Genomic DNA, 17,576 nt, shown 5'->3' with positions numbered 1-17,576 from the left:
AAGTGACTATAAAGAAGTAAAGACCATGACTGACCAGACCATCGCCAGACGCAATATTTTCGTGTTGACCGCAGCTCAGGCACTGGGAGCTGCAAGCCCACCGATCATCATTTCCCTGGGCGGGCTGGTCGGCCAGCAGCTTTCTTCCGATCCGGCGCTGGTCACACTTCCCGTCAGCCTGTTTAGCCTTGGCTTAGCGCTTGGCACCTTGCCTGCCGCCTTCATCATGCGATCATTCGGGCGCCGCAACGGCTATCTGCTGGGCGCATGTTTTGGCATCACGTCAGGTCTTGTGGCAGCGCTTGGCATCTTCACAAGCTCGTTCCTCATTTTCTGCCTTGGCACTTTTATCGCAGGCTTTTATGCGTCTTACGTGCAAAGCTATCGCTTTGCGGCAACCGATGCTGCAACGGGCGCACTGAAAGCGCGTGCCATTTCTTGGGTCATGGTGGGTGGGCTGATAGCAGCGATTATCGGGCCGCAACTTGTTATCTGGACGCGGGATGCGCTGCCGGAAACGCCCTATGTCGGCAGCTTTATCAGCCAAGCAGCACTCGCACTGCTCGCTATTCCTGTACTAATGCTGTTTCGCTCGCCAAAGGCCGCAAAAACAGCGGCATCCGGAAACAAGGGACGTCCATTGACGCAAATATTGCGTAGCCCGCGCTATATGCTAGCCGTTGCTGCGGGTGTCGTTTCCTATGGTCTGATGACCTTCGTGATGACCGCAGCACCCATTGCCATGGTCGGCCACGGTCATTCGATCGATCATGCGGCACTCGGCATTCAGTGGCATGTGCTGGCGATGTTTGCGCCGAGCTTCTTCACCGGCCTGCTGATCACCCGTTTTGGCAAAGAGCGCGTCACCGCCATTGGCCTCTTCATCATCGCGCTTTCAGCAATCGTTGCCTTATCAGGGCTTGATCTCACGCATTTCTGGATCTCGCTGATCCTGCTTGGCATTGGCTGGAACTTTGGTTTCATCGGTGCAACGGCTATGGTTGCTGATTGTCATAGGCCAGAAGAGCGCGGCAAAGCACAGGGCGCAAACGACTTCCTCGTTTTCGGAACAGTTGCTTGTGCATCTTTCTTTGCCGGCTCACTGCTGCATTCATCTGGCTGGGAAACGATCAACTGGCTAATCTTCCCGGCAGTCGCACTCATTCTTGTGCCGCTGGTGTGGCAATCTGCACGAAAGCAAAAAGCCAAAGTTATAGCGTAACAAAAAGCCCGCCCTGAGTAATCAGGGCGGGCTTTTCTTTCAATCACCAACAAATCTTATTGTTCGATTGTGCGGTTCCAGCGGCTGTTAAGCTGCTGACGACCTTCGTTCACGGCATCCCAATCCAGCGTGTTGGCTGTTTTCATGTAACCGTTAAACGCATCAAGCTTGGCCTGTGCTTCTGGCGTACCAGCCTTGGCCTTCTGGTTCGACGGGATCACGTTGCCATGATCAAGCGCCTTGCTCTGTGCATCAGCCGAAAGCAGATAATGTGCAAGCTTCTGACTGAGTTCTGGTTCGTTGTTTCCAGCGAGAACACATTCGGTCACTGCGAGAACAACCGAGCCTTCCTTTGGCTGTGCGTATTCAACCGGAATGCCCTTGTCCTTCAGGTTGTTGACGCCGGTTGGTGTCAGCGGGAAGATTGCAGCTTCACCAGTCTGAACCATTTCCGAAATCTTGGCCGATGATGGAATGAATTCCAGAACGTTTTTGCCAATGGTGTCCGGGAACTTTTCAAAACCTGGCTCGAGGTTCTTATCGTCGCCGCCCTGAATGCGGTTGAACATCAGGAATGCATGCAGACCAAAGGTCGAAGCAGAAGCCGACTGGAACACAACAGCCTTGTTGAACTTCTCGTCTGCAAAATCCATCCACGAGGTTGGTGCAGCCCAGCCCTTTTCGTCAAAAAGCTTCTTGTTATACGCAATACCGGTCATGCCCATATCGACGCCGATTGCCATGTCGCCCTTCAGACGCGCTGCTGGCTGAATGTCAGCGAGAACTGCATCATCGGTAATTTTATGGCAAAGACCGCCATTGATCGCACGGACCATCACGCCGTCATCAAGCAGCATGACGTGCATCTGAGGGTTGTCCTTCTGTGCAGTTGCTTTTGCGAGAATATCAGCCGAAGTGCCCGGAACGACAACAACCTTTACGTCGTTTGCCTTCTCGAATTCTGGCAGAACGTTCTCGGTGTAAGCCTTTTCCATGTTGCCGCCATTCATACCGATATAGAGCGTCTTGGTCTGAGCCGACGCGCCCGATACAAAAGCGACCGACAGGCCGAGTGCCATTGCCGTCATTGCGGTAATATGTTGATTTTTCATGCTTAGTTCCCTTCCATGTTAAGCTTGATATTCGTTTGAGTGAAGCGATTGATCGAAAAGGCTTCGATCGGTGTTTCTGTTTCGCCTTTGGTCGCGAGATCGCACAGAACTGCGCCCACAGCGGGTCCGGTCTGAAAGCCCGCACCATTAAAACCAAAGGCGTGATAAAGATTTTTGACACGGCCACTTGGGCCGATCACCGGATTATCATCCGGCATTTCCGCTTCGGTGCCCGACCAGAAGCGAATGACCTGCGCATGTTTGAGATGCGGAAACAGCTCTATCGCCCGCAGCATCACCGATGACGCCGCATTGACCGAAGGCCGCGAGAAATCCGGGTTTTCGAGCGGTGTTCCGCGCCCGCCGCCCATCACATAGTTGCCGCGCGTAACCTGACGGCCATAAAAGCCGCCGCCCTCTTCGCCAAGGCTCATCGGCAGACGCTGTGGCATCGGCTCTGTCACAACCATTGTGGGATAAATGCGCTTGAGAGGAACTTGCTCACCGAACGATGCGGCAAACTTATCCGACCACGCACCCGCACAGTTGAATACCATGCCTGCATTAATCTCAATGCCGTCACCGGCCAGTACTGTGAACCCGTCGCCTGTCGAACGCACCTCATGCACAGGCGTATTTTCCAGCACCGTTGCGCCAAGCGCTTTTGCAGCGCGTGCAAAAGCAGGCGACACCAGACGCGGATTGGCATTGCCATCTTCTGCACAAAGCGAAGCACCGGCCACATCACCCGGCAGCCATGGAAAGCGTTCGCGCACGGCATTGCCGCCGATCAGCTCAAGCTCCAGTCCAAGCGGCTTCACTTTGGCTGCATAGGCTTCAAGCTTTGCAAATTGTTCAGGTGTGCGCGCCAGTTTCAGATGGCCGCTACGCATATATTCGCCGTCAATACCGATCAGCTCCGGCAGGCGTCCCCAAAGATCGAACGAACGTTGCGCAAGCGGAATCTGCTCCGGCTCACGGCCCTGTCTGCGCACACCGCCATAATTGACGCCGCTTGCCTGCGCACCGCAAAAGCCTTTATCCAGCAGGATAACCGAGAGCCCCGCTTTGCGCATGAAAAGCGCTGCTGAGCCGCCGACAATACCACCCCCGATAATCAGTGCATCAGCCTGAAGGCGTTTTGTCATGGCAGCACCTCGTGCTGAGACTTCGCACCAAAGCCAAGCGGGATCGGCTTGACTGGTGCCTGCGCACGAATGCGCCCCGCCTGCGAAGGCGACTTATCCTGCATGGATGCAAGCAACTCGGCAGCCGCCGCACTGCACATGCGGCCCTGACAACGGCCCATGCCGACACGACTCAAAGCTTTGAGCCGATTGATTTCCTGCGTCTTCGCATTGCTGATGACATCGCGCGCTTCACCAAGGCTGATTTCTTCGCAACGACAGAGCGTCACATCCTGACCGACGGTTTCAAACCAATCACGCGGGAACGGAAATGCCTTTTCAAGGATAAGACGCTGACGATAGATCGCATCAAGCTCGCGATGAAGACGCTGTTCAAGCGCTGCATCTGCCGTGCCACCGAGATCGCGGATCATGGCGATTGCCGCCAGTTTCCCGCGAATTTCGGCTGCATCCGCACCGGCAATTCCAGCACCATCGCCCGCAACATAAACGCCGCTCTCGCTTGTGCGCCCTAGAGTATCCGCCACCGGCAGCCAAGCACGGTCACGCTCGTTAAAGCCAAAATCACAACCTGCGAGATCGGCAAGCTGGGTTTCAGGCCGCAGCGCAAAACCATAGGCCAGTGCATCGCATGCGATCTCGCGTTGGCGATTGCCGGAGCGATAGCGAATGCCTTCGACATGACCCGCGCCAAGCACTTCATCAGGCCGCACATTATAATGGATTGGAACGCCGCCAAGCTTCAGCCGCAAACCGTAATAAGCGCCGAGCGCCACGATGCGCGGTGCGTGAAGAGCCAAATGCGCCAGATGAAATTTTGAACTGAATGAGGCAGTATCAAGAACCGCTGCAACTTTTGCACCAGCATGGTGATATTGCCATGCCACCAGATAAAGCAGAGGGCCAGAACCCATGAAAACCACGCGCTCGCCAATCGTGCAGCCTTGTGCTTTCAATGCCGTTTGCGATGCGCCAAGCGTATAAACACCGGGCTTTGTCCAGCCGGAAAATGGCAGCACGCGGTCAGTCGCACCCGTTGCAAGCAGCAAGTGGCTATAGGGCAATTGCACATGAGCACCGGCTGACATCAGATCAAGACGATTGGTCTGATCGCGTGAAATGTTCCAGACCAGCGTTTCCGGGCGATAATCAATCGCATCGCGCAAATGATCAAAGGTCTGATGCAGCGCTTGCGCCTTATGTGCTTCCGAACCGTAACGCGCTTTATAGCTGCGGCCATCATCAAATGGCGGACGGCGATAAATCTGTCCGCCAGCGCGCATGCCTTCATCCAGTACAATCGGACGATAACCGGCTTTGACCAGCATTTCCGCTGCACGAATACCAGCAGGACCAGCGCCCACGATTACCGGATTGAGAACCGTACTCATGCGAGTGGCTCCGTCACAAAGGACATGCCCTCTTCAAGCAGCGTCGTGCAGGCGCGCACGCGCCCGCCGCAGCTCATCATGACATGGCAATCCTGACATGCGCCGATCAGACAAAACCCTGCCCGTGGCTCGCCGGTAAATTCAGTATGACGCACTTTGCTCTGTACCGAGAGAATTGCCGTCAGCACCGTATCGCCGCGACGTCCCTGATAAGGGACGCCGTCGAGCAGAAAACCGACCGGCTGTTCATCCAGACGATAACGTCTCCGGAACTGGGGCGTGAGAGGCGAGGTTGAAACCGCCATGTGTATGCCCCTATCAACCCTTGCCCACAAGGACACGGTCGAGACCAAATAGACGGTCGATAATTACCATGGTCACAGTCGCGACAAGGATCATCAGCGCCGAAACGGCCGCCATCATCGGATCGATGGATTCGCTTGCATACATATACATGCGCACAGGCAGCGTAACGGTGGATGGCGAAGTGACGAATATCGACATGGTCAGTTCATCAAACGAATTGATGAAAGCAAGCAGCCAGCCACCCGACAATCCCGGCAGAAGCAACGGCAATGTCACGCGGCGGAACACGGTCCATTCGCCAGCACCCAGCGTACGCGCTGCGTTCTCGGCATTACGATCCATGCTGCTCAATGACGCCAGAATGAGGCGCAGTGCATAAGGTGTAACAACAATAACGTGGGTTGCGACCAGCCAGCCGAACGAACCGGTCAAGCCCATCAGCGAGAAGAGACGCAGGAAGGCGACACCCAGCACCAGATGCGGGATAATCAGCGGGGACAAAAATAACGCGTTCAGCGCATCGCGGCCACGGAAATTATACTGCGCAATCGCAAGGCCTGACGGCACGGCAAGCAATGTCGAAATCGTGGCCGAAAAAATTGCGAGCTTCAGCGAATTCGAGAACGACGTCATGAAGTCGTTATGCGCGAATACGGCATAGAACCAGCGCAACGAAAAGCCGTTCCATGGCATGGTCAGCGTGTTTTCAGGTGTGAAAGCCACAAGACAAACCACGACCATTGGTGCCAGCATGAAAATGACGACCAGCGTGTGAAAGAAGAGTGCGAAAGGACCGTTCTTTGTCATTCGGTTATCCCAGCTTCTTTCTCGCTTGCCCTTCGAGCATGCGATTATAGGCAATCATGATGAAGAGGTTGGCGACGAGAACGATGATCGCAATCGCGGCACCGAGCGGCCAGTTGAGCTCAATGAGAAACTCGTCATATACAACCGTGGCTGCCATCTTGAGACGACGGCCACCCAGCAGACCCGGGATCGCAAATGAGCTTGCCGAGAGTGCAAACACAATCAGGCTACCCGACAGAATGCCGAGAACCGCCTGCGGGAACACTACGCGGCGCAGCGCCGTAAAGCGCGACGCACCAAGGGTAAGCGCTGCCGCTTCAACCGTCGGATCGAGTTTTTGCAGCACGGTCCAGACCGGGATCACCATGAACGGCAGCATGATATGCACAAGGCCGATCACGATTGCCGTTTCTGTATAAAGGATTTGCTGGGCGGGCAGGCCGACAAATTCCAGTGCACTGTTCACAAGCCCGTTGCGGCCTAAAAGCATGCTCCAGCCAAAGGTACGCACAACAACCGAAACCAGCAGAGGACCGATAATCACCAGCAGGAAAATCGAGCGCCATGGCGCGCGCATATTTGACAGAATATAGGCTTCCGGCACGCCGATAATAACCGCAATGACGGTGGTAATCAGCGCAAGGCGCAACGTACGCCAGAAGATGTTCAGGTAATAAGGGTCCTGAAGTACCTGCGTATAATTGGTGATTGTATAGACGGCTTCGATGCCCTTGTCATAGCTGTAGCTGTTGAACGACAGCATGACGGTGAGTGCCAGCGGCAAAAGCACCAGCGCGAAAAACATCAGAGTGGATGGGCCTGTCAGAAAGACCGGCATCCAATTGCGCCGTTCTTTCGTCTCCCCAGAGACTGATTGAGCACCTGTTTGGTGAGCGACACTCATGATCAGTGCGCTCCCTTATTCAGGATGCGGCAATCGTCATGGTTCCACTTGAGGCCAACATTGCTGCCTTCAATCGGCGGCGGGTTGCCGAGGTTTGGCAAGGCTACATTCAGCATACCGGCAGGGGTTAAGACGCCGAGCAGCCACTGCGCGCCCATGAAATAGCGGGTTTTGACTTCACCGCTGACATGGCCTTCATCGGCATCCACCAGATGCACTTTTTCAGGACGGATAAACACCGACACTTCGCCAGAAGCAGATGCATCCTTGGCTGGGAAACGGATCTGCGTATCGGCCAGCGTAATATGCTCGCCATCGGCATGGGCTTTGAGGAAGTTCGATTTCCCAACGAAGTTGGAAATGAAGTGGTTATGCGGATGCTCATAGAGCTTATACGGCGCATCAACCTGCGTAATCAGGCCCTTTTCCATAACTACGACACGGTCGCTAATCGACAGCGCTTCCGCCTGATCATGCGTAACCATAATAGTTGTGATGCCAACCGTGCGCTGAATGCGACGCAGTTCAAACTGCATTTCTTCGCGCAACTGCGCGTCGAGATTGGAAAGCGGCTCATCGAGTAACAGCACCGGCGGGTTGATGACCAGCGCCCGGGCAATCGCCACACGCTGACGCTGACCGCCCGACATTTCACGCGGATAACGATCCGCAAGCGCACTCAGACGCACCAGTTCCAGCACATCGCGAACGCGCTTTTCGCGCTCAGCCTTTGGCACTTTGCGCATCTCAAGCCCGAAGCTCACATTCTGCGCCACTGTCATATGCGGGAAGAGTGCATAGCTCTGGAACACTACGCCCAGTTCGCGCTTGGCTGGTGCAAGACGGGTGATGTCTCGATTATCAAGCGTAATCGTGCCCGATGATGGCGGCACAAGACCGGCGATCATTTGCAATGTCGTGGTTTTGCCACAGCCCGAAGGTCCGAGAAGCGAGATGAACTCTCCCTTTTCAATCTCCAGATTGAAGTCATTTACGGCAGCGAACTTGCCGTAATAACGGGAAATATTGGAAAGGGTCAAAAAGTTCATTGCGTCTCCCTCTCGGCAAGACCTCCGCCATAGGCTGGGGGAACGGAAGCGCCGTGATGTTGTCTCACGTCGCCTCTTCGATAGGGCTTGGCTGGCGGGAGCGGCTCGACCGCGCCTTATTTGGCGCCGATCAGACTTGGTTCGTTTGAACGCATGACAATCCGGTCAGGTTTGCGACCTTAGCGTTCCCCGTACTTCAAGATAAAACCGCCGATCCGCTTATAGCATCTATCCTGATGCCTTTGCCGGACCTTCCCATTGGCGACGGATTTTAAATGGCAGAAAATTTTGAACGATTACAAATTATAATTTTCAATTCCGGAAGAAATTATATATTTATTTTAAAATACAAAATTTGGAAGCAATTTAATGGATGATATATCAGAAAATATGAAATCTGGCACCTCGCTTAACTCAAGTCTGGTGAAGGCAATTCATATTTTGAAAGGTCTAGCCACCAGCCACGAGGACGGCGTCCGCCTGATTGATCTCGCCCGCGATCTGGAATTAAGCCAGCCTTCGACCCATCGTTTGTTGAAAACACTGATTGCCGAAAACCTTGTCGAGCAGCTTCCCGACAAGAAAGCTTATCGCCTGTCGCTTGAGTTTTTCGCCATGGCCGCACAGGCGCGCCAGCGCGATGGAATTTTAAGCATTGCCCGCCCGTCGCTGCTCAGGCTATCGACAACGTTTAACGACACCGTGTTTCTGCTGGTGCGCAGCAATTTCGATGCCGTCTGTCTCGATCGCGTGGAAGGGCCGTTCCCGATCCGCTCTTATACCGGCGACATTGGCGGCAAGGTGCCGCTCGGTATTGGTCAGGGCAGCCTCGCAATCCTGTCTTTCCTACCGGAAGAAGAGCGCGAAGCCATCATCCGCTTCAACATGCCTCGCATTCTGGACAAGGCAACGCTTGACGAAGTGGACCTGCGCATCATGATCGCAGAAGTGCGCGAAACCGGTGCCTCCACCTACAATTTCAACATGATTGACGGCATGTCGGGCTTGGGCGTTCCAGTATTAAACCGCAATGGCGAAGCGGTGGCAGCACTCAGCATTGGCACGCTGGCTTCGCGACTAACCGAAAAACGTCAGCATACGATCACAGAGCTTTTGCAGCGTGAAGCAGCGACAATTTCTGAAAAACTGAACCCTTTTGACCCGACTTTACGCCATCCTAGCCAAGCACTTGTGAAATAGCTAGGCATTGTAACAGGAAGCACCTATGGCCCGTAAAATCATTATCGATACTGATCCCGGTCAGGATGATGCAGTCGCTATTCTTTTGGCTCTCGCCAGTCCTGAACTCGATATTCTTGGTATTACAACTGTTGCAGGAAATGGCCCGTTAGCGCGCACTGCCGTCAATGCCCGCACCATTTGTGAAGTGGCAAAAAAGCCAGATACCAAAATCTTTGCGGGCTCCATCCGTCCTCTGCTGCGTCCGCTGGTTACGGCTGAGGAGGTTCATGGCAAGACAGGTCTGGATGGTTATGATCTGCCACAGCCCACAATGCCGCTGCAAGCGCAGCATGGTGTTGATTTCATTATTGAAACCTTGATGAGAGAGGAGCCGGGCACTGTTACTCTTTGCCCGCTTGGGCCACTTACAAACATTGCGTCTGCTCTCATTCGAGAGCCGAAGATTGCAGAGCGCGTGAAAGAAATCGTGCTGATGGGCGGCGGGTATTTTGAAGGCGGCAACATTACGCCATCTGCCGAATTTAACATCTATGTTGATCCCCATGCGGCATCGGTCGTCTTCAAGTCGGACATCCCGATAACCATGATGCCGCTCGATGTGACGCACAAAGTTCTGACCACCGAGAAGCGCATCGCAGCAATTCGTGGCATCGGCACCCATGTCGGAGAAGTTGTCGCCGCATGGCTGGGGTTTTTCGAACGCTACGATGAAGCAAAGTATGGCACCGACGGCGGCCCACTGCACGACCCAAACGTCATCGCCTATTTGCTCAAGCCAGAGCTTTACGCAGGCCGTCATTGCAATGTCGAAATCGAGATCAGTTCTGAACTCACAATGGGACAAACGGTCGTTGACTGGTGGGGCGTAACGGATCGTCCGAAGAATGCACTTTTCATCAAAGATGTCGATGCTGATGGCTTCTTCACGCTGCTGACCGAACGTCTCGCAACGCTTTGAACTCATCTATCAATGCTGAAATCAAAGAATTGCCACGAAAAGCCGCAAGATTCACAATCTCGCGGCTTTTTTGGCATCAACGTTTTATTGCATTTTTTGCGTTTAGTGCTGATTTCGTAAAAGTTCAGCGACTTCTTCAGCAGTCGGCGCAGCCGATCCAGCACCCACGCGCGTCACTGCAATGGCACCGGAAGCCGACGCAAAGCGCACGCAATCATGCAGCGACTGACCCTGCGAATAAGCAACCGCAAAACCACCATTGAAGCTGTCGCCCGCCGCAACCGTATCGACCACTTTCACCTTGAATGGTTCGAAGTGCTTAACCTCATCAGCGCTCACGAGCAGTGAGCCGCGGCCACCAAGCTTGACGATTACGATCTTCGGTCCGCGTTCGAGAAGCTTGCGCGCAGCGGCTTCCGCCGACGCAATATCTGTTGGTTCAATGCCGGTAATTTCAGCGGCTTCGGTTTCATTGGGGGAGATTATTTCGCTCAATGAAATCAGATCAGCCATGTGGCTCGCGTCACCCACCGGGGCAGGGTCGAGCAGGACAGTGCCGCCGGCGGCCTTCACGGCTTTAGCAACTGCGAGATTAACCTCATGCGGGACTTCACGCTGCAAAAGCGTGATCTTAGCCTTAGCAATATCTGGCTCGTAAGCCTTCACATCTGAAGCAGTCCAGTTTGCATTGGCGCCAGCGCAAACAACAATCGTGTTCTGCCCGGCCTCTTCAACCTGAATAATTGCAATGCCGGTATCGGCACCATCAACCATCCGAACACTATTGGTATTCAGGCCGAACTGCTGTATTTCTTTGATAGCCAGTTCGCCAAAAGCATCTTTGCCGACGGCACCGACAAAACGAACGTCGCCGCCAAGCTTTGCTGCGGCTACAGCCTGATTGGCGCCCTTGCCGCCAAGGCCGATGCCATAGCCGGACGCATTGATTGTCTGGCCCGGACGCGGCAGTGCGGCCATTCTGGCGCTGACATCCACATTCACGCTGCCAAAAATAAAAATTTTCAACGCAATACTCCCTAACTTCTTTGGAGCAAACCATAACGGTGCTTGGCAAAAACTTCTACGCTGCGGGGAGGACGATTCACAAATAACAATTTCTAGATCAAGCTTATCTAGTCGTGCGGGAAACCATGCGAAGCTCGCTATCATCACGGTCTTAAAAAAAGCGGTCTTCATAACAAAAATTGGTGTGGGGCAATTTTCTACTAATTTTGTCGAATATGAAAAACCGATCCTCGGATGTTAATGACTTGCATGCTACTCATGAGCAAATTTGAGAAGTTTTAGAAGGCTGACCCCATGGCTTCGACGGTGACCTATCTTCGCAATCCGCGCTCCGAAATATCTGAGGATCTGACAGCTCCCGTTGAAGCGGTTGAGCTGAAAACTGCCATGCGCCAATTAGCAGGTGGTGTGAGTGTCGTGACTGCAGGGCGTGGTGAACATAAATCCGGAGCGACGGTTACATCCGCGACCGCACTGTCGATGGATCCACCCACGATCATCGTCAACATCAATCGTGGCTCTTCCGTGTGGCCGGTTATCAGTCGCCACAACCATTTTTGCGTTAATATTCTGTCGTCAACTCAGCAAGAGATTGCGGATCGCTTTGCCGGCAAGGGTGGCATTAAAGGTGCTGCGCGTTATGAAGGCGCAGAGTGGTTTGAATTGGAAAGCGGGGCACTCGCACTTTCTGGCGCGCTGTCATCAATTGACTGCGCAGTCGATGACGTGATCGAACGCCATACACACGCAATTATTATCGGACGCGCATTGAAGATTGTATCAAGCGCTGGTGAACCGCTTGTTTATCACAATGGTGGCTATCGCTCGCTCGTATTCTAGTTCGCAATAGTTGCAACTTGCCTGTGATGCCATGCTGATGTCGGGTTTGTTAATCCTGTAGAATATGCTGCGCGAATGTATCGCCAGCATATTCAGAACGCAGTAGGCCCACTTCAGACAAACGCGGCATCAACTCATCAAGCGCAAGATGCATTGACGATGTCGAGCCGCCAGGCGCGGTGATAAATCCATCGATCGCTCCGGCGTCTGACCATTTCTGGATTTCCTCTACCGCATCATCGACCGTACCAATCACCTGCCAATGTGCAGCGCTGATGACTTCCGGGCGGCGCAAAAGATCATTGATATAGAGCGTTTCTTTTAAAAGAAGCCGCTGCAACAATCCGGCGTGAGTTTTGCTGCGGGTCTTTTCGGGCGGCGGCGGCAAATCGGATGGGCTGATAGGCCGATCTTCGGGCCAGTCAGTCAGATCAAGCCCTGTCATGTCCCGGATATAGGTAATCTTCCGCGTGCGGTCGCCGCGCTTATGCGTATCGTGGAACAACTCCCAAGCCTCGGCGCGTGAAGCGGCAAGATACAGGCTCAAACCGGGAAGCAGGCGAACATCGTCAGCTTGACGACCATGCGTTTCAGCCAATGAACGCAAATCATTGCGCAAGCTGATTGCCGCTTCGATATCAGGCGTTGCAGAGAAAATGCCATTTGCGACGGAAGCTGCAAAATTGCGTCCCGCTGGCGATGCTCCAGCCTGAAACAGCGGAATTGGAACTTCTTCAAGCGAAGGAATATTGAGCGGACCTTTGACTTTGAAGAAGTCGCCTTCGTGATCTATCGGCTTGATTTGCGATGGGTCGGCGTAATGCCCGGTGGCACGGTCGCGTTTCAAAGCAGAGCCTGGAAAGCTCTGCCACAACTCTTTTACGATTTGCGTAAACTCTGCGGCGCGCGCATAGCGCTCGTCTGAGGTTGGCATCTCATCAAGACCGAAATTTACATTGCCGTCGAGCGCGGTAACAATATTCCAACCCGCCCGGCCTTTGCTTAGATGATGCAGCGACAAAACTTGCCGCGCAACCACATAGGGCGGCATAAAGGTAGTTGAAACAGTGGTCAGAAGTCCGATTTTTGAAGTCTCGCGCGCAAGTGCTGCCATCAGCACAGTGGCATCAAGACTTGCAAAACCCGGCGTTGTTTCCATGATTTGGCTGTTGAGAAACAGATTGTCAGGCCGAAATACGAAATCGAGTTTGGCTGCTTCAGCGCGCTGCGCAATATCGACATAAAAATCAGAACCAAACACGCCTTCAATGTCGCTGTTGTCATGTCGCCAACCATCATTGCTCAGCCAGGTCGGAGCGAGAGACATACCAATATGAAGCTTTTTGCGCGTGGTCATGTTTAATTCCGGTTTCTTTTCAAGACAAAAACCGCGGACCCGAAAGCCCGCGGTTGATCAAGCATTATGCAGGTAATCAGAAACTGCCTTTGAGGCCAATCCCAAAAGTACGTGGCAGTGTCATGCTTGCCTGTGTTGTTGCTCCGCTCAGGCCGCGTGTCGCCTGTTTGGAGGTGGGGACGCGTTCGTTGAAGATGTTCTTCACAAAGCCGTAGAGCTGAATTTTCTCATTAAACTCGTAGCTGACGCGTGCGTCTGCGAGTGTGTAGGAGTCAATCCAGTATCCCGGTGTGTTCGCAACATCCGAATAGTAACCATCGATATGACGCACATCACCCGACAGGTTGAGCTTCTCAGTGACATCCCAGCTCGCACCAAAGTTCAGCATATAACCCGGTGACTTGGCAAATTCATTGTCGTCGTAGGCTGGATTCCAAGACATTTCCTCGACTTTTGTACGCATAATGCCCAAGCCGGCCTTAAGCGTAAGATTATCAAGGACCTGATAGTCTGCACCAAGCTCAAGCCCGTAAGCATGCGCTTTTTCAGCATTGACCGTATATGCTTGTGTTACGCCCGGGGAAACAACAACGGGAATGTTGAACTGAGCATTCTTGAAGTCCATGTAGAAAATGTTGCCGTTTATAACGAGCTTATTGTCCAGCAACTCAGCGCGTGTAAACAGCTCATAATTCCAGAGTGTTTCTTCGTCGAAATTCTTCCATGCACTCAAACTTGGATTGGCTGTGTTCAAATAGAGCGAGACACCACCGGGATTGTAACCACGGCTAACAAGACCGCCGACAGTCAGATCAGGAGTGATCGCATAAGCCAATGATACTTTCGGAAGGAAAGCGGAGAAAGACTCGTCGAATTTGACCGGTGTATTTGCATAGACAGATGTACCGTCGCGCTGAATGCTGTCATGCTGGAAGCGAGCACCGCTCGTTAGCGTCCATTGATCATCAATGCGCCAGCTCAATTCACCAAACAGGCCAACATTTGTCTTCTCATCGTCAAATGTTGAGATGTAGTTGTTCGGGGGGCTTTTTGCATTGTTTATCAAGTCGAGAAATTCATCGGTCTTCGTATGCGCATAGTAAAGACCCACCACACCGCTCAGGACATCTTCCTGATTGCCGAAGGTCAGGCGTGTTTCGTTTGAAATATTGGTCTGATCAATATTAGCGTCACCATTATGCGCCATGCCCACGCGGCGCTCGACTGACGAATCCGAATATTGCGTCTGATTATGAAGCTTGAAGCCATTTTCAAACTCATAGCTCAGATCGAGAATGCCAGTATTGGTGTTCTGCTTCCAGCTTGGCAGTGTCGCACCGCTATAGTCCAGCTCATAATAGAGTGGCGTTGCAGCTTCATAGGTCGGGCGATTGCTTTTGTTGAAGGAGTAAGTCAACTTCGCTTCAAAGCCGGGAAGCTCGGCAGGCTGCCAAAGAAGCTTGGAGCGAATATTGAGTGACTTGAAGTCCTGATCCGTGCCTGAAGAATAAAAACCGGGATTTACATAATCGATAAAGGTATCGCGACCTGAATAGTCGACAGCGATGCGCCCAGCGAGCTCGTCCTTGTAAAGCGGGCTGTTGAGCATGATCGAAGTGCGCTTGGAATTATAATTTCCAATTTCGACCTGATAAGCGCCTTCGCGTTCGAAGGTCGGGTCTTTGGTGTTGACGACAATTGCACCGGCAATCGCATTTGCACCCTGCGACGTAGTTTGCGGGCCGCGGAAAACTTCGATGTTGTCGAGATCCCACACCGATGTGGAGCCAAAAATGAACTCGTTATAGTTCAGATAATGACCATCGAGATTGATCGTGGCACGAGGAACTGTGCCCGAAAAGAAAGCCGTTGCACCATTGTTTGGGCCTTGCGCGTCTTGTCCACGAATAACAGGGGCGCTGACAGTATCGGTATAAACGACATTCGGCGTACCGCGCACAACTTCGGAAACCGAAGTGTCGCCTGTCTTTTGACGACTGATTTCTTTGCCGGTGATGACCGTCACCGAAGAAGCCGTATTTTTGATGTCGCGGGCGACTTTTTCGCCGGTGATGACCAGAGTATCGAGAACCAATCCTTTGGATTCGGTCGTCTTCTGGGCATCCTGCGCGAAAGCGGTTGTTGCAGAAATTGCGACCAGTGTCAGTGCACTGACACTATAGAGAAAGCCGCGGGTAAAATGGATATTCATAGGTCGCCCCAAAACATGAGTATGTAGTTCATGTTCTGTTATCTGCGTTATTGTAATTCCGCAATAAGGAATGCATACCGCAATACGGTATGAATGCAAGCTGATTTAGGTTGTTGCACTTTGGCAACGCTTCGGATTATCACTGCCAGTAGGCAGAGGGTTTTGCGTGTCGTGATCGCATGCGCATTGTGTCGCGTATGATTTTCAACGCGGTTCGCGCTACACATGGCCCCAGCGGAATAGAGGATTACGGATGGGCATACGCCTGTCTGGCGGGAGGCTAGGCATTTGAAAGAACAAGACGGCGTTTCAATCGATGAAACGGAAAGTGCGGGCGATAAGCGTTCCGGCACGATTCAGTCGGTATCCATTGCCGCGAAATTTCTGAAGATTCTGGCGAATGCCGAAAATGAGCTTCCGCTTGGCGAAGTGGCCAAGCGTGCAGGTACAGGCGGATCGACCGCGCATCGTTATATGCAGAGCCTCGTCAAGGAAGGGCTTGCAAAGCAGGATCCGGTCAGTGGCTTTTATGATCTTGGGCCAACAGCTCTGAGCATTGGCATTGGTGCATTGAAGCGAGTCGATGCTGTCGAAATCGCAGCCCAACATATGAAAGCGCTTGCGCAGCGACACGCCATGAGTGGCGGTGTTGCGATCTGGACAGATCGCGGCCCGACTTTGGTGCGCTGGTATCGAAGTGCTTATTTCTCGGTCAATCCTTTGGCGCTCGGTGATACGCTACCGGTGGATAACACGGCTTGCGGATTAGTCTTTCAGTCTTTTCTGCCAAAGAGCAGCATCGATGCGGTGCGCAAGGTTCAGCCCGCAAATTTTCGCGGCACGCCGCCGTCGAAAGCCATTCTGGAAAAGGTGCGTGGAGATCGATGGTATGAGATGACCAGTCACCTTCTTTCAAACGTCACCGGGCAGGCATCACCCGTGCTCGATGCACAGGGCGAAATTGTATGTGTGATGACAACGGTCGCTGATCTTGGCCAGTTGCGCACTGACGAAGAGCGCCGGGCGCTTTTTCATGAAGCCTGTGTGGTCAATGAATCAACCGGCGGATTGCTCGTCGATACAAAGCTGGAGATGCCTGAAAGTTAGGCCACTTCGTCAATGGAGGCGCTGCTTTTCGGCACAATAAGTGGTGTGCCGGAAACAGGGTCCGCAATGATAACCGAAGCCAGTCCGAAGACCTCTTCGACCAGCTTTTCCGTCACAATATCGGCGGGCTTCCCCTGTGCGATCAATGCGCCATCGCGCATAGCGATCAAATGCGACGCATAGCGGCATGCATGATTGAGCTCATGCAGGACAGCAACAACGGTACGCCCCTGCTTGTTAAGCTGAGCCAGAAGATCAAGCAATTCAATCTGATGTGCAATGTCGAGATAGGTCGTTGGCTCATCAAGCAGCAGGATTGGCGTGTCTTGCGCCAGCACCAGTGCGATCCAGACACGTTGCCGTTGGCCGCCAGACAACTCATCCACCGGACGGTTGGCAAGTTCGGTTATCTTGGTTGATGCCATGGCAAGCGCTACAGCGGCCTCATCGGCCTCCGACCATTGCCGCAAAAATGACTGATGCGGATAACGTCCGCGTGCAACGAGATCGGCAACCGTGATCCCTTCCGGCGCAATCGAGCTTTGTGGCAATAGCCCAAGACGACGTGCCGTTTCCTTTGCTGGCAGGCTTGCAATGTCGCCGCCATCCAGCACGATCTTGCCAGTTGATGGCTTTAACAGACGCGACAGCGCCCGCAACAACGTTGATTTTCCGCAAGCATTCGGACCAACAATCACCGTAAAAGATGCGTCTGGAATAGCCACAGACAGATCCCGCGCGACAGTGCGCTCATCATATTTCAACGTTACGGTATCGGCGCGAAGGCGATGCGTCATATATGGAGTCCTAAAGGCAGCAGGTAGAAAATCGGCGGCTCGTCATTATCGCCCCGTATTGCATTGTAGAATGCGTTCTGCAATATGGAGCGCAACATTCATATTTTAGCAAAGTGTCCTCACTTAGCCAGAACCGC

At 53.1% G+C, this 17,576-nt stretch carries 16 protein-coding genes; 5 read left to right on the top strand and 11 right to left on the bottom strand.

Annotation, left to right across the window (positions count from 1 at the left end; translation table 11 throughout):
• Nucleotides 1-25: 25 nt before the first annotated feature.
• A complete protein-coding gene (locus WH356_RS17075; protein WP_339512939.1) occupies nt 26-1,222 on the top strand; it encodes an MFS transporter in 1,197 nt (398 codons plus the stop codon).
• 56 nt (nt 1,223-1,278) lie between these two features.
• On the opposite strand, the gene WH356_RS17070 is transcribed toward WH356_RS17075, so the two are convergent.
• From WH356_RS17070 to WH356_RS17040, 7 genes are all read right to left on the bottom strand, one after another.
• Complete coding sequence (locus WH356_RS17070) at nt 1,279-2,334, bottom strand: ABC transporter substrate-binding protein (protein ID WP_339512937.1); 1,056 nt, start codon at nt 2,332-2,334, stop codon at nt 1,279-1,281.
• Between the two features lie 2 nt (nt 2,335-2,336).
• Nucleotides 2,337-3,482: an NAD(P)/FAD-dependent oxidoreductase gene (locus WH356_RS17065; RefSeq protein WP_339512935.1), complete on the bottom strand. Its 1,146-nt coding sequence runs from the start codon at nt 3,480-3,482 to the stop codon at nt 2,337-2,339.
• Nucleotides 3,479-4,873 carry an FAD/NAD(P)-dependent oxidoreductase gene (locus tag WH356_RS17060; RefSeq protein WP_339512933.1) on the bottom strand — a complete coding sequence of 465 codons (1,395 nt, stop codon included), beginning with the start codon at nt 4,871-4,873 and terminating at the stop codon, nt 3,479-3,481. Before WH356_RS17060 ends, WH356_RS17065 begins: the two co-directional genes overlap by 4 nt.
• On the bottom strand, nt 4,870-5,178 hold the full coding sequence (locus tag WH356_RS17055) for a (2Fe-2S)-binding protein (RefSeq protein ID WP_339512931.1): 309 nt from the start codon (nt 5,176-5,178) through the stop codon (nt 4,870-4,872). The genes WH356_RS17060 and WH356_RS17055 overlap by 4 nt, the downstream gene beginning before the upstream one ends.
• Before the next feature lie 13 nt (nt 5,179-5,191).
• A complete protein-coding gene (locus WH356_RS17050) occupies nt 5,192-5,986 on the bottom strand; it encodes an ABC transporter permease (RefSeq protein WP_339512929.1) in 795 nt (264 codons plus the stop codon).
• Nucleotides 5,987-5,990: 4 nt separating this feature from the next.
• The gene (locus tag WH356_RS17045) at nt 5,991-6,824 is read right to left on the bottom strand and encodes an ABC transporter permease (protein ID WP_339513078.1); all 834 of its coding nucleotides are present in this window, start codon (nt 6,822-6,824) and stop codon (nt 5,991-5,993) included.
• 68 nt (nt 6,825-6,892) lie between these two features.
• Nucleotides 6,893-7,939: an ABC transporter ATP-binding protein gene (locus WH356_RS17040; RefSeq protein WP_339512927.1), complete on the bottom strand. Its 1,047-nt coding sequence runs from the start codon at nt 7,937-7,939 to the stop codon at nt 6,893-6,895.
• 369 nt (nt 7,940-8,308) lie between these two features.
• Here WH356_RS17040 and WH356_RS17035 point away from each other — a divergent pair, with 369 nt between their 5' ends.
• Both WH356_RS17035 and WH356_RS17030 read left to right on the top strand, forming a co-directional pair.
• On the top strand, nt 8,309-9,139 hold the full coding sequence (locus WH356_RS17035; protein ID WP_339512925.1) for an IclR family transcriptional regulator: 831 nt from the start codon (nt 8,309-8,311) through the stop codon (nt 9,137-9,139).
• Nucleotides 9,140-9,164: 25 nt separating this feature from the next.
• Nucleotides 9,165-10,100: a nucleoside hydrolase gene (locus tag WH356_RS17030; RefSeq protein WP_339512923.1), complete on the top strand. Its 936-nt coding sequence runs from the start codon at nt 9,165-9,167 to the stop codon at nt 10,098-10,100.
• 102 nt (nt 10,101-10,202) lie between these two features.
• On the opposite strand, the gene rbsK is transcribed toward WH356_RS17030, so the two are convergent.
• A complete protein-coding gene (gene rbsK, locus WH356_RS17025) occupies nt 10,203-11,078 on the bottom strand; it encodes a ribokinase (protein ID WP_339513076.1) in 876 nt (291 codons plus the stop codon).
• A gap of 342 nt (nt 11,079-11,420) precedes the next feature.
• On the opposite strand from rbsK, the gene WH356_RS17020 reads away from it, so the two are divergent.
• Nucleotides 11,421-11,966: a flavin reductase family protein gene (locus WH356_RS17020; RefSeq protein ID WP_339512921.1), complete on the top strand. Its 546-nt coding sequence runs from the start codon at nt 11,421-11,423 to the stop codon at nt 11,964-11,966.
• A 49-nt stretch (nt 11,967-12,015) separates the two neighbouring features.
• Here the strand turns inward: WH356_RS17020 and WH356_RS17015 are convergent, their stop codons facing one another.
• Entirely contained in the window at nt 12,016-13,323 is a 1,308-nt protein-coding gene (locus tag WH356_RS17015) for an NtaA/DmoA family FMN-dependent monooxygenase (RefSeq protein WP_339512918.1), read from the bottom strand.
• 76 nt (nt 13,324-13,399) lie between these two features.
• Nucleotides 13,400-15,535 carry a TonB-dependent receptor gene (locus WH356_RS17010; RefSeq protein ID WP_339512916.1) on the bottom strand — a complete coding sequence of 712 codons (2,136 nt, stop codon included), beginning with the start codon at nt 15,533-15,535 and terminating at the stop codon, nt 13,400-13,402.
• Nucleotides 15,536-15,823: 288 nt separating this feature from the next.
• Here WH356_RS17010 and WH356_RS17005 point away from each other — a divergent pair, with 288 nt between their 5' ends.
• Nucleotides 15,824-16,642, top strand: a complete 819-nt coding sequence (locus WH356_RS17005) for an IclR family transcriptional regulator (protein ID WP_339512914.1) — start codon at nt 15,824-15,826, stop codon at nt 16,640-16,642.
• Here the strand turns inward: WH356_RS17005 and WH356_RS17000 are convergent.
• Nucleotides 16,639-17,439, bottom strand: a complete 801-nt coding sequence (locus tag WH356_RS17000; RefSeq protein ID WP_339512912.1) for an ABC transporter ATP-binding protein — start codon at nt 17,437-17,439, stop codon at nt 16,639-16,641. The two genes, WH356_RS17005 and WH356_RS17000, sit on opposite strands and share 4 nt — an antisense overlap.
• Nucleotides 17,440-17,576: the final 137 nt, after the last annotated feature.

Origin of the sequence: Ochrobactrum sp. MYb379 (assembly GCF_037479515.1) — a bacterium.
In the GTDB taxonomy this organism is placed as follows: Bacteria; Pseudomonadota; Alphaproteobacteria; order Rhizobiales; family Rhizobiaceae; genus Brucella.
Note: the sequence above shows the minus strand (reverse complement) of the source record. Positions and strands in the feature narration are given on the sequence as shown.

Excerpts from the sequence above, each read along its gene's own strand:
- WH356_RS17075 (WP_339512939.1), top strand. The coding sequence starts at position 26 with ATGACTGACCAGACCATCGCCAGACGCAATATTTTCGTGTTGACCGCA.
- WH356_RS17070 (WP_339512937.1), bottom strand. The coding sequence starts at position 2,334 with ATGAAAAATCAACATATTACCGCAATGACGGCAATGGCACTCGGCCTG.
- WH356_RS17065 (WP_339512935.1), bottom strand. The coding sequence starts at position 3,482 with ATGACAAAACGCCTTCAGGCTGATGCACTGATTATCGGGGGTGGTATT.
- WH356_RS17060 (WP_339512933.1), bottom strand. The coding sequence starts at position 4,873 with ATGAGTACGGTTCTCAATCCGGTAATCGTGGGCGCTGGTCCTGCTGGT.
- WH356_RS17055 (WP_339512931.1), bottom strand. The coding sequence starts at position 5,178 with ATGGCGGTTTCAACCTCGCCTCTCACGCCCCAGTTCCGGAGACGTTAT.
- WH356_RS17050 (WP_339512929.1), bottom strand. The coding sequence starts at position 5,986 with ATGACAAAGAACGGTCCTTTCGCACTCTTCTTTCACACGCTGGTCGTC.
- WH356_RS17045 (WP_339513078.1), bottom strand. The coding sequence starts at position 6,824 with ATGCCGGTCTTTCTGACAGGCCCATCCACTCTGATGTTTTTCGCGCTG.
- WH356_RS17040 (WP_339512927.1), bottom strand. The coding sequence starts at position 7,939 with ATGAACTTTTTGACCCTTTCCAATATTTCCCGTTATTACGGCAAGTTC.
- WH356_RS17035 (WP_339512925.1), top strand. The coding sequence starts at position 8,309 with ATGGATGATATATCAGAAAATATGAAATCTGGCACCTCGCTTAACTCA.
- WH356_RS17030 (WP_339512923.1), top strand. The coding sequence starts at position 9,165 with ATGGCCCGTAAAATCATTATCGATACTGATCCCGGTCAGGATGATGCA.
- rbsK (WP_339513076.1), bottom strand. The coding sequence starts at position 11,078 with ATGGCCGCACTGCCGCGTCCGGGCCAGACAATCAATGCGTCCGGCTAT.
- WH356_RS17020 (WP_339512921.1), top strand. The coding sequence starts at position 11,421 with ATGGCTTCGACGGTGACCTATCTTCGCAATCCGCGCTCCGAAATATCT.
- WH356_RS17015 (WP_339512918.1), bottom strand. The coding sequence starts at position 13,323 with ATGACCACGCGCAAAAAGCTTCATATTGGTATGTCTCTCGCTCCGACC.
- WH356_RS17010 (WP_339512916.1), bottom strand. The coding sequence starts at position 15,535 with ATGAATATCCATTTTACCCGCGGCTTTCTCTATAGTGTCAGTGCACTG.
- WH356_RS17000 (WP_339512912.1), bottom strand. The coding sequence starts at position 17,439 with ATGACGCATCGCCTTCGCGCCGATACCGTAACGTTGAAATATGATGAG.